9 protein-coding genes and 4 pseudogenes are annotated in these 13,691 nt (G+C 36.1%); 7 read left to right on the top strand and 6 right to left on the bottom strand.

The window, feature by feature from the left end; translation table 11 throughout:
- Window positions 1-29: 29 nt before the first annotated feature.
- Window positions 30-1,848: pseudogene (locus L3081_RS28310) on the bottom strand (acyl-CoA dehydrogenase C-terminal domain-containing protein).
- A 223-nt stretch (window positions 1,849-2,071) separates the two neighbouring features.
- Between L3081_RS28310 and L3081_RS12720 the strand changes: the two are divergent.
- Together L3081_RS12720 and L3081_RS12715 are read left to right on the top strand one after the other, a co-directional pair.
- On the top strand, window positions 2,072-2,245 hold the full coding sequence (locus L3081_RS12720; protein ID WP_242286554.1) for an RNA-binding S4 domain-containing protein: 174 nt from the start codon (window positions 2,072-2,074) through the stop codon (window positions 2,243-2,245).
- Window positions 2,214-2,456, top strand: coding sequence for a hypothetical protein (locus L3081_RS12715; RefSeq protein WP_242286553.1), 243 nt, complete (start codon window positions 2,214-2,216; stop codon window positions 2,454-2,456). Before L3081_RS12720 ends, L3081_RS12715 begins: the two co-directional genes overlap by 32 nt.
- Before the next feature lie 14 nt (window positions 2,457-2,470).
- Here L3081_RS12715 and L3081_RS12710 read toward each other — a convergent pair whose 3' ends face one another.
- The 4 genes and pseudogenes from L3081_RS12710 to zwf all read right to left on the bottom strand — a co-directional run bounded on the left by L3081_RS12710 (window position 2,471) and on the right by zwf (window position 7,259).
- The gene (locus tag L3081_RS12710) at window positions 2,471-3,118 is read right to left on the bottom strand and encodes a bifunctional 4-hydroxy-2-oxoglutarate aldolase/2-dehydro-3-deoxy-phosphogluconate aldolase (RefSeq protein ID WP_242286552.1); all 648 of its coding nucleotides are present in this window, start codon (window positions 3,116-3,118) and stop codon (window positions 2,471-2,473) included.
- Between the two features lie 86 nt (window positions 3,119-3,204).
- Window positions 3,205-5,018 (bottom strand): annotated as a pseudogene (gene edd / locus L3081_RS12705) (phosphogluconate dehydratase).
- A 73-nt stretch (window positions 5,019-5,091) separates the two neighbouring features.
- On the bottom strand, window positions 5,092-5,787 hold the full coding sequence (gene pgl, locus L3081_RS12700) for a 6-phosphogluconolactonase (RefSeq protein WP_242286551.1): 696 nt from the start codon (window positions 5,785-5,787) through the stop codon (window positions 5,092-5,094).
- 2 nt (window positions 5,788-5,789) lie between these two features.
- A complete protein-coding gene (zwf, locus tag L3081_RS12695) occupies window positions 5,790-7,259 on the bottom strand; it encodes a glucose-6-phosphate dehydrogenase (RefSeq protein ID WP_242286550.1) in 1,470 nt (489 codons plus the stop codon).
- A 559-nt stretch (window positions 7,260-7,818) separates the two neighbouring features.
- Here zwf and L3081_RS12690 point away from each other — a divergent pair.
- Complete coding sequence (locus tag L3081_RS12690; RefSeq protein ID WP_242286549.1) at window positions 7,819-8,667, top strand: MurR/RpiR family transcriptional regulator; 849 nt, start codon at window positions 7,819-7,821, stop codon at window positions 8,665-8,667.
- A 72-nt stretch (window positions 8,668-8,739) separates the two neighbouring features.
- Window positions 8,740-10,196 (top strand): annotated as a pseudogene (gene pyk / locus L3081_RS12685) (pyruvate kinase).
- A 125-nt stretch (window positions 10,197-10,321) separates the two neighbouring features.
- On the opposite strand, the gene L3081_RS12680 reads toward pyk, so the two are convergent.
- Entirely contained in the window at window positions 10,322-10,489 is a 168-nt protein-coding gene (locus L3081_RS12680) for a hypothetical protein (RefSeq protein WP_242286548.1), read from the bottom strand.
- 482 nt (window positions 10,490-10,971) lie between these two features.
- On the opposite strand from L3081_RS12680, the pseudogene L3081_RS12670 reads away from it, so the two are divergent.
- The 3 genes and pseudogenes from L3081_RS12670 to cobD all read left to right on the top strand — a co-directional run bounded on the left by L3081_RS12670 (window position 10,972) and on the right by cobD (window position 13,683).
- Window positions 10,972-11,573 (top strand): annotated as a pseudogene (locus L3081_RS12670) (histidine phosphatase family protein).
- Window positions 11,566-12,570 carry an adenosylcobinamide-phosphate synthase CbiB gene (cbiB, locus tag L3081_RS12665; protein ID WP_242286545.1) on the top strand — a complete coding sequence of 335 codons (1,005 nt, stop codon included), beginning with the start codon at window positions 11,566-11,568 and terminating at the stop codon, window positions 12,568-12,570. The pseudogene L3081_RS12670 and the gene cbiB overlap by 8 nt, the downstream one beginning before the upstream one ends.
- A gap of 63 nt (window positions 12,571-12,633) precedes the next feature.
- Window positions 12,634-13,683, top strand: coding sequence for a threonine-phosphate decarboxylase CobD (cobD, locus tag L3081_RS12660; protein WP_242286544.1), 1,050 nt, complete (start codon window positions 12,634-12,636; stop codon window positions 13,681-13,683).
- The last annotated feature ends 8 nt before the right edge of the window (window positions 13,684-13,691 follow it).

Raw genomic sequence — 13,691 nt, 5'->3', positions numbered from 1 at the left:
GTGCGTTTTTTATTGGATAATTATTTATTCTATAAAAAAGACAACAACTCTTGATCCAAATGCATCAAGGTTTTAGGGTCTGCCATCATTGTTTTGGCAAGTGATTTTGTTCTAGGTAACATGCGTTCAAAATAAAACTCAGCCGTTTTAATTTTTGCACGGTAAAAATCACGATTTTCTACGTCGGTTGCTAATTTTTCATAAGCTGATTGCGCCATTTGAGCCCAAAAATATGCCATCACAATATATCCAGAATACATCAGATAATCAACAGATGCTGAGCCAACGATATCTCTATCATTTTTTGCTTTCATCGCTAATCGTAAGGAGTACTGCTGCCAATTTGCAACGGCTTTACTTAACGGCCATACAAATTTATTCATTTGACGTTTATGTGGATTACTAGAAATCATACTGCTATCTTTACAGAAGATTAAGACTTCTTTCGCAAAAGCTTTTAATGATTTACCACGAGTAAGCAAAATCTTACGTCCTAACAAATCTAACGCCTGAATTCCCGTTGTTCCTTCATAAAGTGTTGCAATGCGCGCATCTCGAACAATCTGTTCCATGCCCCACTCTTTAATGAAGCCATGACCACCAAAAATTTGTAAGCCATGGTTAGCACTTTCAGAGCCTAGCTCTGTTAAAAAAGCTTTAAGAATAGGCGTGATAAAACCTAAACGTTCATCTGCTGCTTCTTTTTCTGCATCTGTTTTAGCCATTTCGATGTCATCAACAATCTTGGCAGTATAGTAGATCATTGCTCTACCACCTTCAGAAATGGCTTTTTGTGTCATCAACATTTTACGTACATCAGGATGCACAATAATAGGATCGGCAACTTTTTCAGGATATTTTTTACCTGTAAGTGAACGCATAGACAAACGTTCTTTTGCATATATAAGCGAATTTTGGAATGCTAACTCTGCACTACAAACACCTTGTAACGCTGTGCCTACGCGTGCAGTATTCATAAAGGTGAACATACATTCTAACCCTTTATTCATAGGTCCAATTAATTCACCCACCGCATTATCAAAGTTTAATACCGCTGTAGAAGAAGCCTTGATACCCATTTTATCTTCAATTGAACCACAAGTAACATGGTTAGATTCACCTACATTACCTTGAGCATCTGTTTTCATTTTAGGGACAATAAAAAGTGAAATCCCCCGTGTACCGAGGCGCATTCGGAAGTCTTGCTAATACAATATGAATAATATTATCGGTTAAATCATGTTCACCTGCTGAAATAAATATCTTGGTCCCCGTAATATTATACGTACCATCGTCATTCGGCTCAGCTTTCGTTTTCACTTGTCCTAAATCAGTACCACAATGCGGCTCTGTTAAGCACATTGTTCCTGTCCATGTACCTTCTGTTAAACGCGTTAAATACAATTCTTTTTGAGCTTCGCTGCCATGTGTTTGCACCGTATTCATTGCACCATGGCTTAAACCTGGATACATAGTCCATGACCAATTAGCTGTACCCATCATTTCTGATTTAGCCATACCTAACGATGGAGGTAAACCCTGTCCTCCATGCTCAACAGGGTGCGATAAACTCTGCCAACCACCGGCAACATATTGATCATATGCTTTTTTAAAGCCTTTAGGTGTAGTTACTCTACCATTATCAAAGGTACAACCTTCTTTATCACCACTTTGATATAGCGGTAATAATTCGTTTTCAGAAAATTTTGCACATTCTTGAAGAATAGCGTCAACCAAATCAGGGGTTGCTTCTTCAAATTCAGGATATTTTTTGTAATGACCATAAAAGTCAAATACATCTTCAATTAAAAATTTTATGTCTGCTATGGGTGCTTTATAACTAAGCATTATTTACTCCTACCACCGAAATGATTTATTGTGCTGTACCGATATAATACTGATTAAAACACTGGTCGTACCACTTATACAAGTTATTTTTAATATTTTTCAATAAACGTCACTAATTTATTTATTAACTCATTGTTACTATTAATAAAATATTAAACGTATATTTTTTCAAAAATGATAAAATACTATCCCTAGGTAAATTACTTACAACACTGAGAACAAAATGTCAGAGAGCTATTTAGAAATCCAACTTGATCAACAACCTATTGAATTATGCAAATTACTTAAAATTGCTGATTTAGTTACTGGTGGCGGAGAAGCAAAAATTGTGATTAGTGAGGGGTACGTATTACTCAATGGGGAGGTTGAATACCAAAAAAAAAAAAGTATATCATAATGATATTGTTGAATTTAATGGGGAGGTAATACAAGTTATTGTCGATGAAAATCTACAACATGAAAACCAAGTTGACGATGATTTTATTGAGGTAATTCAACCAAGTACTTATGCTCAAACAAACCAACAACAAAATGATAAACAAAAAAAAGCAGTATCACCAAAAGATGAAACTGCTAAACAGCATAAAAGGAAGCCGATTTCTTTTTAAATGACAATAAAAGTTTATTTCACAAATGCCAACGCTTCGTTAGACAATTTTGTAATTTCAGACCAATTTTTATTTTCAACAGCGCTGTTAGGGACTAACCATGAGCCTCCACAACACGCTACATTGGACAGCGCTAAATAATCACGTATATTTTTCAAGTTAATTCCCCCTGTTGGACAGAAAGTAATATCTGGAAAAGGACCGCCAATTGATTTAATAGCATTCACACCGCCAGACGCTTCGGCAGGGAAAAACTTTAAGTGATCATAGCCTAAATCAGATGCATCCATTAAATCTGAGATTGAAGAAATACCTGGAATTAAAGCTATTTCACCATCATTACCCGCTTGCAATAAATCTTTTGTTAAACCTGGGCTAATAGCGAACTTAGCACCTGCATCAATCGACTGTTGGTATTGTTGGCGATTAGTCACTGTACCTGACCCAACAATAGCTTCTGGTAATTCTTTAGCTATAATGCTAATAACATCAAGCGCTGCCGGTGTACGTAAAGTCACCTCGAGTACTTTAATATTGGCAGCTAAAAGTGCTTCTGCTATTGGCAAGGCATCCGCTACTTTATTAATCACTAATACTGGAACGATGGGTCCCATAGCGAAAAGTTCCTTTGGCATAATTTGCCAATTTTTTAATGCTGTCATAAATCCTCTATTCTTTTTACATTTAATAATATTTCATACGTAATTACAGTTAATTTGTTTTAAATTAACATCATGTTTCTCATTCTTTATTCATCAAATAAAGAACACGCGCCTGTTTCAGCTGAACTCAAGTTGCGACGCATAAAACCAAACAGTTCACGCCCCATGCCTTGATGATGACCATTCATTTGGAATAGTGAATTATCACGCGCCGCTAATGTTTGTTCATCAACTAACAAAGTTAACTCGCCAGTTTCACCGTCTAAATTGATCATATCGCCCGTTTGTACTTTGGCGATCAAGCCTCCGTCTAACGCTTCTGGGCATAAATGGATTGCCGCCGGAACTTTACCTGACGCACCTGACATACGACCGTCAGTCACTAACGCTACTTTAAAGCCTTTATCTTGTAACACGCCTAATGGTGGTGTTAACTTATGTAACTCAGGCATACCACGCGCTTTAGGACCTTGGAAACGAACAACAGCAACGAAGTCTTTTTCTAGTTCGCCCTTATCAAACGCAGTTTGTAATTCATGTTGATCTTCAAAAACAATCGCAGGCGCTTTAATGACATAACTGCCTTCACGCAAAGATGACGTTTTTAATACCGACGTACCTAAATTACCTTTTAATGTTTTCAAGCCACCATCGTGTTTAAAAGGTTTGGCAACCGTAGCAATAACTTCTTCATCCAACGATTTTTCTACACCATCAACCCAAATAAGTTGACCATTTTCAAATACAGGTTTTTGGGTATAGCGAGTTAAACCACGACCACAAATCGTTTCTACATCTTCATGCAATAATCCTGCGCCAATTAACTCTTTGAACAATAAAGCCATACCACCCGCTTCTTGAAAATGGTTAATATCTGCTTGTCCATTCGGGTAAATTCTGGTGATTAACGGCACTGCATGAGATAAATCATTAAAGTCTTGAAAATTAATGATAATGCCGGCAGCACGAGCAAACGCAATAATATGCATGGTTAAATTAGTTGAACCACCTGTCGCTAATAACGCAACAATGGCATTCACTATTGAACGCTCATCAATCATTCTACCCACAGGCATATAATTACCTGACTGCGGTGTTAAACGTGTTACTTGTCGAGCAGCCGCTTTAGTTAATTCTTGGCGCAACGGTGTATTAGGGGCAACAAAAGAAGCGCCGGGTAAATGTAAACCCATCACTTCAACCACAAGTTGGTTGGAGTTAGCAGTACCAAAAAAGGTACAAGTTCCGGCAGAATGGTAAGAGGCTGATTCAGCTTCTAATAAAGCCACTTCATCAACTTCACCTTGAGCATATTGTTGACGAACACGCGCTTTTTCTTTATTTGGAATACCTGAAGGCATAGGACCTGTCAGTACAAATACAGTAGGTAAATGACCAAACGTCATACTAGCGATAAGTAAACCTGGAACGATTTTATCACAAATACCCAACATTAAGGCACCGTCAAACATGTTATGGGATAAACCAACAGCTGTTGCCATTGCAATGACATCACGGCTCATTAAGCTTAAATCCATACCGGGTTGCCCTTGTGTAACACCGTCACACATCGCAGGAACACCTGCCGCAAACTGGGCTACGCCCCCGTAGATTTTACCGCTTCTTTGATTATTTGCGGGTATGTTTCATAGGGCTGATGTGCACTTAGCATGTCATTGTAAGCTGAAACAATGGCAATATCAGAATGGTTAAGCCCTTTGATCGCTTGCTTATCTTCTTTATTACAAGCAGCAAAACCATGCGCTAAATTACCACAAGATAAACTCGCACGATGTACAGTATTCGATTTAGCTGACTCTATTTTAGCTAGATAGTCTTTACGTGTTGCAGCACTTCGCGCAATAATACGCTCCGTAATGTCTACTATTTCTTGTTTCATTGCTACTTTCATAAGCCTACTTCTTAATATGTATCTGTTAAGTTATAAATTTAATTTTTGATCTGATGATTATTTAATTAGCCCAATAGACTTGAGTATCAATTTCATCATTGTGTAAAAAAGCCCTAATGGGCATTTCAAAAATATCTTTACTACTAAGTGCTTTATCTAGCACTTGTTTTTTACTGTCACCACAAATATGTAAAAATACGTGTTTACTTTGTTTTAACGCCGCAAAACTAAAAGTGATACGCTGATTTGGTGCAGTTTTAGGTTGAACCATCATTAAAGCACTTTTATTAGATTCGTCTAACCCTTCTGCTATTTGATCACTACAAGGAAACAGTGATGCGGTATGCCCGTCTTCACCCATACCTAAGATAACAACATCTAACGGCAATAACGTATTGTTTGCAGCAAGATTCAAATCAGCTAAGGTTTCTTCACACAGCGTTTCACCTTGCTTTAAATGAAAAAACTTGGCACTAGAAGCATTGTTCTGTAATAAGTTTTCGTGTACTAAGCGAGTATTGCCGGCATCTGAACTCAATTCAACCCAACGTTCATCGGCTAAAGTTACAGTAACTTTTTTCCAGTCAATTGCTTTATTAGACAATATTTTAAAAAAACCTTTCGGCGTAGAACCACCTGACACAGCAATGCTCGCCTTACCTTTCGTGGCAATCGCTGATTGCAACAATTGACAAACTTCTTCAGCTAATGCTTCGTCTAATAATGCTTTGTTTTCAAAATCGTTAAGGGAATACATAACTACTCCACCCACTGGCGATCATCACGCGCAATTAACGAAATAGAAGAAACAGGTCCCCAAGAACCAACAGCATAAGGTTTCGGTTTTTCATTTGTTGCATGCCAAGCATCAATAATACTGTCTGCCCAAGTCCAAGCCGCCTCAACCTCATCACGGCTTACAAATAACGATTGATTACCGTTAAGTATTTCAAGCATTAAACGTTCGTAAGCATCAATAACACGGCGGTCGTTGTAGGTATCGGTGAAACTCAAATCCAGTTTGTTTTCTTGGATATTCATTTGCGAAGCAATACCCGGTATTTTATTCATCATTTGCAATTCAACACCTTCATCAGGCTGCAAACGAATAGTGAGTTTATTGGCAGGTAAATCGCTATAACTTTCTTTAAAAATGTTGTGTGGTTGGGCTTTAAAATGAACAACAATCTCACTATGTTTAACAGGCATACGTTTGCCTGTTCTTAAGTAAAAAGGTACGCCTGACCAACGCCAATTATCAATTTCTGCTTTAATGGCAACAAACGTTTCTGTTTTACTAACCGTGTTAGCACCCTCTTCATTTAAATAACCAGGTACAGCAACACCATTTAAAAAACCATCTGCATATTGACCACGTACCGTTTTATCTTTTATATTCGAACGATCAATTGGACATAGTGCTTTCACTGCTTTTAACTTTTCAGCTCGAATACTTTCTGCGCTCAAATCTCTTGGCGGTTCCATTGCTAATAACGATAAAATTTGCAATAAATGGTTTTGAATCATATCGCGCATCTGACCAGCTTCATCGTAGAAACCCCAACGACCTTCTATTCCAACACTTTCAGCAACAGTAATTTGTACATGATCAATACTGTTTCTATCCCAATTATTCGTAAAAAGAGAATTCGCAAAACGTAACACCAATAAATTTAAAACTGTTTCTTTACCTAAATAATGATCTATACGATAAATTTGGTTTTCATTGAAAAAACGAGACACTTGATTATTAATCACTCTAGATGATTCTAAACAATGACCAATAGGTTTTTCCATAACAACGCGATCATTATCAGCAATTAAGTTTGCATGATTTAATCCATCACAAATATCACCATATATAACCGGTGGTGTAGAAAAATAATATACGCGTGTTTTATCACTTGTTGCTAGTGTTGCCGCTAGATTTGCGTAATCACTAACTTCTTTCATATCTAGTTTTACATAAACAAATCGCGCCATAAAGCGCGCTAGCACACTTTCGTCAACCGACTCTTTTACAAAAGTATTAATATTTTCTAGTACAGTTGCTTTAAATTCTTCATCGGTATGTTCATTTCGTGCTACGCCAACAATTCGGCTTTCTTCGTTAATTAAACCACAGGCGTCTAATTGATATAGTGCGGGTAATAATTTTCGTCGAGATAAATCACCTAACGCACCAAAAATAACGATTTCACTAGCTGATTGACAATCTAATTTATTCATAAAAACGTTCTGACCTCGTATCTGAGTATAATAACTGCATGATAGTTACTGTTTGAAAATAATATTGCTGCATTATGAAAGCTAAATTCATCGTACACAATTCTTTAAAACCGCTTATTACAAGGAATACAGATTAAGACGTAACCTAAAAAGTAATAAAGTGGCACTGTAACTAAACTACATATACATCTAATTTAGCCTCTGACTGTTAATCAGTAAAGAACTTTCTGTAATTTTATTACATTTTATACAAAAAAATATTGAAATGAGCGGTTTTGACAAATTAACTGATGATTTACTGAAATTTATCTGACAAAACCAACAGAAATGTTATTTATATCTGTGTTTGATTATTAAACATTTGCAAATATACTACATTTTGCTTTATATTATGGCTAACTTATGAAATAAAATTTCATTATTTCTGTTACTAAAACAGAAAATAAATTACAGTAGTTAAATACAGTGACATTGTACTTGCTATTATAGATAGTTAAATATCAATATTAATACGCCAAATCGTTGGCTTAAAAATGAGTAGATCTAGGATCAAAAAATAATGAATATATTAGAAAAGATCACTAACGAACTAGACACGCTAAGTAAATCTGAACGTAAAGTTGCTGAAGTTATATTATCTTCTCCAAGCACAGTTATTCACTCAAGTATAGCGGCACTCGCTAAACAAGCGAATATCAGTGAACCTACGGTAAATAGATTTTGCCGTCGTTTAGATACTAAAGGCTATCCAGACTTTAAATTACATTTAGCTCAAAGCTTAGCAAATGGCACCCCTTACGTTAATCGACATGTGGACGAAAATGACACCGCAGAAGATTACACCGATAAAATTTTTGAATCAACGATGGCTAGTCTTGAATTAGCCCGTAAAAGTTTAGACCCTGCTTTGATCAACCGTTCTGTTGATGTACTTACTCAAGCCAATAAAATCTCATTTTTTGGTCTAGGTGCATCTGCCATTGTCGCTCATGATGCACAAAACAAATTCTTTCGTTTTAATGTTCCTGTTGTCTATTTTGATGACATATTAATGCAACGTATGAGTGCTATAAATAGCCGACAAGGTGATGTTGTAATTGTAATTTCACATACCGGTCGAACAAAATCATTGGTAGAAGTGGCCAGTTTAGCCAAAGAAAATGATGCGACTGTTATTGGAATTACCACAACAGATACGCCATTAGCGAAAGAATGCAGCATTGTTTTATCCGTTGATGTAGCAGAAGACACCGATCTTTACATGCCCATGTCTTCACGTATAGCACAATTAGCATTAATCGATGTGCTCGCAACAGGTTTTACGCTAAGACGCGGTAGTAAATTTAGAGATAATTTGAAAAAAGTAAAAGATAGTCTGAGAAGCTCGCGCTTTGAACGTAAAGACTAAGATTTTATAAGTTGAACAAAGAAATGTTTAACTTCCATTGTAAAACACTCTTAAAAAGTTATAAGGATTAAAATGCCTAGAAGAACAAAGATTGTTGCTACCCTTGGGCCAAAGAACTGATGACAAAGCAAAATTAAAAGCAGTACTAGCTGCAGGTGTAAATGTTGTAAGACTTAACTTCTCTCACGGTGTGGCACAAGATCATATTGATCGCGCTAATAATGTACGTGAAATTGCAAAAGAATTAGGCATTTATGTTGGTATTCTAGGTGATTTACAAGGTCCTAAAATTCGTATATCTACGTTTAAAGATGGCCCTATCAAACTTGCTATTGGTGATAAGTTTGAATTAGATGCTGTATTAGAAAAAGGCCAAGGTTGCCAAGAAAAAGTTGGTATTGATTATAAAAAATTAGTTCAAGATGTGAGTCTTGGTGATATATTATTACTAGACGATGGTCGTGTACAACTGAAAGTATTATCTACTTCAGATACATCAGTATTTACAGAAGTAACGGTTGGTGGCCCACTTTCAAATAATAAAGGCATTAACCGCCAAGGTGGTGGTTTAACAGCCCCAAAGACTTACAACTAAAGATAAAGCAGATATTATAACCGCGGCAAAAATCAATGTTGATTTCCTTGCTGTTTCTTTTCCTCGTGATGCTGCAGATATGCGTGAAGCGCGTTTACTTGCACAAGAAGCAGGTTGTGATGCTCGTTTAGTATCAAAAATTGAACGTGCAGAAGCGGTTAACGATGACGATGTTCTTGATGGTATTATCTTAGCATCTGATGTTGTAATGGTTGCTCGTGGCGATCTAGGTGTTGAAATTGGTGATGCCGAGCTTGTTGGTAAACAAAAACATATTATCGCCCGTTCACGCCGTTTAAATCGTGTTGTTATAACAGCAACACAAATGATGGAAACGATGATCGAGCAACCTATGCCTACACGTGCTGAAGTAATGGATGTAGCAAACGCAGTGTTAGATGGTACTGATGCAGTGATGTTAAGCGCTGAAACAGCTGCAGGTAAATACCCAGTAGAAACAGTAACTGCGATGGCAAATGTTTGTCTTGGTGCTGAAAAGCATCGTTCTGTTAATATTTCTAATCACAGAATGGATCTTACGTTTACCGAAACGTCTGAAACTATCGCTTTATCAGCAATGTACGCCGCTAATCATTTAGACGGTGTTAAAGCAATTATTGCACTTACTGAGTCAGGACAAACCAGTAAATTAATGTCTAGAATTACTTCTGGTCTACCTATTTACTCATTATCACGTCATGCTAAAACATTAAATAAAACGGCTATTTACCGTGGTGTTTACCCAATTGCTTTTGATTCAACAACAAGCAGTCATGAAACATTGAGTGATGATATTTTAAAAGAAGTTTGTCAAAAATCTGATTTAGCTATAGGTGATAAAATCATATTAACTCATGGTGACTTAATGGAAACCGTTGGTGCTTCAAACACGTTAAAAGTTCTTACTATTGCTAAAAAACATTTAACAAAATAGTACCGAACAGCGTACAAAAAAAGCCGTTAGTATTATACTAGCGGCTTTTTTTTATCTGGTGTGTGTGTAAACAAAATTGAAATAAAGTAACTGCAAATCATTACAGTTTACTTTTTGTTATTTGCTTAGGCTTTATAAACCCATGCTAAAAAACATTTTGAATCATTTACATTAGTAAACTTGATTAATTTTGAACCATCTTGATCTGTAACAACAACATTATGTTTGTTAACTGAAATTGAGGTTACTGGTGATTTAATTGAATAAACCATACCTTTGTATGTATAAGACATAATAGAACTCTTTTAATTTGCGTCAAAGCGCATGAATAATAAAAGCTATATTATTGTGTGAAAAATTGTATGAAAACTTTTAGGTATTTTAAAATAGAAACTCAATTCGAGACTATATTTTGATAACTCAGACAATAATTTAAGCTTAATAATTTGAGTGTTGGCTAACTGTGAAAGGGAAGACAAAACAGGGTTTACCACTTAATAAATATTAACAGGTAACCAGTTAAATAAACGAGAGGAGAGTAAATAACGTAGCAACTATATATGTAATATATGGATAAGTAAACTAGTTTTTCATTTTATCTCAAAATAAAATGATTACTTAAGCTGCTTTAGGGTATTTCCTCTTAAATTGTCGGATTCTTTACTAATTTCTCCATCTCTGTTCTTAAAATATAGGCTTATATGATTGTACTACTGCGAGAATTTCTGTCAGAATTTCGCTATTCTGCCCAAGATTCTACTTTACATAAAAAATAATGAAAACCAGACTTTATCTCGCTCGCCACGGTGAAACGCTGTGGAATAGAACCCGGCGCTTACAAGGACAACTCGACAGTGAGTTAACCGATTTAGGTAATTTACAATCTGCACAAATAGCTGATGAATTAGTGACTAAAAATATTCAGCTTATTATTTCTTCTCCCCTTGGTAGAGCAGTGAAAAGCGCCACTATTTGTCAAAAAAATTAAATGTACCTCATCAAACTTCTACCAATTTAATGGAACGAAATTTAGGTTGTTGGCAAGGAAAAGAAATATCAACACTGAAAATGCTACCTCAATATCATGAGTTACTTAATCAAGTCACCTCATTAACCGTTAAAAATTCAGAGTCTGCTCTAGCCTGTGGACAGCGAATTTTATATACGTTACAGCAACTCGCTACAGAACACCTTGGCGAAAATATATTAATCATTTTTCATGGTGAAGCACTTCGTTGCCTTCTGTATTTACTGGGGCAAACGCAAACAAGTAATGCCTTTAATTTATACAAAAATGGTTGCATTATTGCTGTCGATTTTCACAGCAAAGCACCCTACTTCACATTTACAGAGATAGAAGCAGTTCAAAATGTTTGATAACAGTTTTTTAACCTCTGCTTTCTTGTTGGTAACCCAATTTAAACTGAGCTTAACGCTGATATTAGCCTTATTACTTGATCATTTCTTAGGGGAGCCTAAAAGATATCACCCATTAGTTGGCTTTGGTTTTTTGGCGAGTACAATTGAGCTGTGGTTAAATAAAAAGGCTAATCAAGGACATGTTTTTTCAAAACAAAACGCCCTACGTGGTTTGTTGGCTTGGTGCTTACTTATACTACCCTTTAGCTACTTTACCTATATATTACTCAATTTAATTCCTACCAATTTGCAATTTTTGCTAGAGGTCTTATTTTTGTATGCAGCATTAGGACTCAACAGTTTAGATGTTCATGCAAAGCAAGTTTTCACGCCATTAAACCAAGGTGACTTAAGCAAAGCGAGACACTATACCAGTTATCTAGTCAGTCGAGAAACAGATAACTTATCAGCCAACGACATGTCACGCGCCACAGTAGAATCTATGCTTGAAAATGGTCATGATGCAGTTATCGCTTCATTGGTTTATTACCTGATTGGGGGAATTCCTTTAGTTATATTACATCGCCTTGCCAATACACTTGATGCTATGTGGGGTTATAAAACAGACCGTTTTAATTCTTTTGGCTTTTTTGCTGCACGAGCCGATGATGTTTTAGGTTTTCTCACAGGCAAAGTTTGTACTCTTTTATATGCCCTACAACAGCCATTTTTTCAGGCATTAAAAAATGCTTATCAACAAGGTGATCAATATAAAAGTCACAACGGTGGTTGGGTTATGGCTGCAGGTGCTACTGTGATGCAGATTTCTCTGGGCGGTAATGCTACCTACCACAATAAAATAATAACTTCTCCTACCTTAGGCTTAAATTTAAATGAAAATACCATAGTGAAAGTAACTGATATCCCACGCAGTATAACAGTAGTAAAACGAGCAGCTATGTTATTAGTTTTATTCATTTTTATTTATCAATTAACCTTCTATATTTTCGTATAAATGGGGGGGGTATTTCTTGTATAATTAACACTATTTTGAAACTGACATTCAGGTGAATCAATTTTGGCTTTGATCCATGGCGGACAATTACAACAAGTAGCAAAACAATACAATATTCCTGCAGAGAACTGGTTAGATCTATCTACTGGCATAGCACCATTTAGCTACCCTATTCCCTCTATTCCTGAAAAAGTATACCAATCACTACCACAAACAAGCAGTGATTTAAAAACTGCCGCAAAGCGTTACTATAATGCCGATAATTTACTTGTTACCAATGGTAGTCAAGCCATTATAAAGCTATTACCTACACTTTGGCGTAAAAAAAATCCGCTTTCAACTACCGTTTATTTACCAGAACAAGGTTATAAAGAACATGCCCTTGCGTGGCAAACCGCCGGGTTTACCGTTTACTGGTATAAAAATGAGTTACTTGAACAGGAGCCCATTGAAAACAATACTGTTCTAGTGATCATTAATCCTAATAATCCAACAGGTCAGTTATATTCACAATCTACCCTAATTAAATATCAAGAAAAACTTGAAAAAAGTAACGGTCTACTCGTCATTGATGAAGCCTTTATTGATGTAGTAAGTCCCTCTCACTCTATGTCGCATACAATCAACAGTAATTCCAATACCATTAACAACACCTTAATTTTACGGTCTTTTGGCAAATTTTTTGGCTTAGCGGGTATTCGCATCGGTTTTTTAATAGGCAGCGAAACTTGGATAGAAAAATTTAATGACCAACTCGGACCTTGGCAAGTCAATGGTCCTGCACAGTTTATTGCACAAAGTGCGTTGTCTGATTACCAATGGCATGAGCAACAAAAACAAAAGCTTCAACTTTTAAGTGCTGACTTACGTACAATACTCACTAAAAGTATTCCCAGTGAATACATTAATAAAATTACGGGAACGGATTTATTTCAAACTGTTTATTTTACCGAAAGCACTGAAACAAAAAGCCGCGCTGAAAATTACTATGCTTCATTATGTCAACAAGCGGTATATGCACGTTTAACTGATGACAAACAAGCATTAAGGTTTGGCTTAGCGAAGAAAAACCAACATGAACGGTTGAAAAATGCTTTATTAAATTGTTATTAAAAGAAATT

The sequence above is a fragment of the Colwellia maritima genome, assembly GCF_022669015.1.
Classification (GTDB): Bacteria; Pseudomonadota; Gammaproteobacteria; order Enterobacterales; family Alteromonadaceae; genus Colwellia; species Colwellia maritima.
Note: the sequence above shows the minus strand (reverse complement) of the source record. Positions and strands in the feature narration are given on the sequence as shown.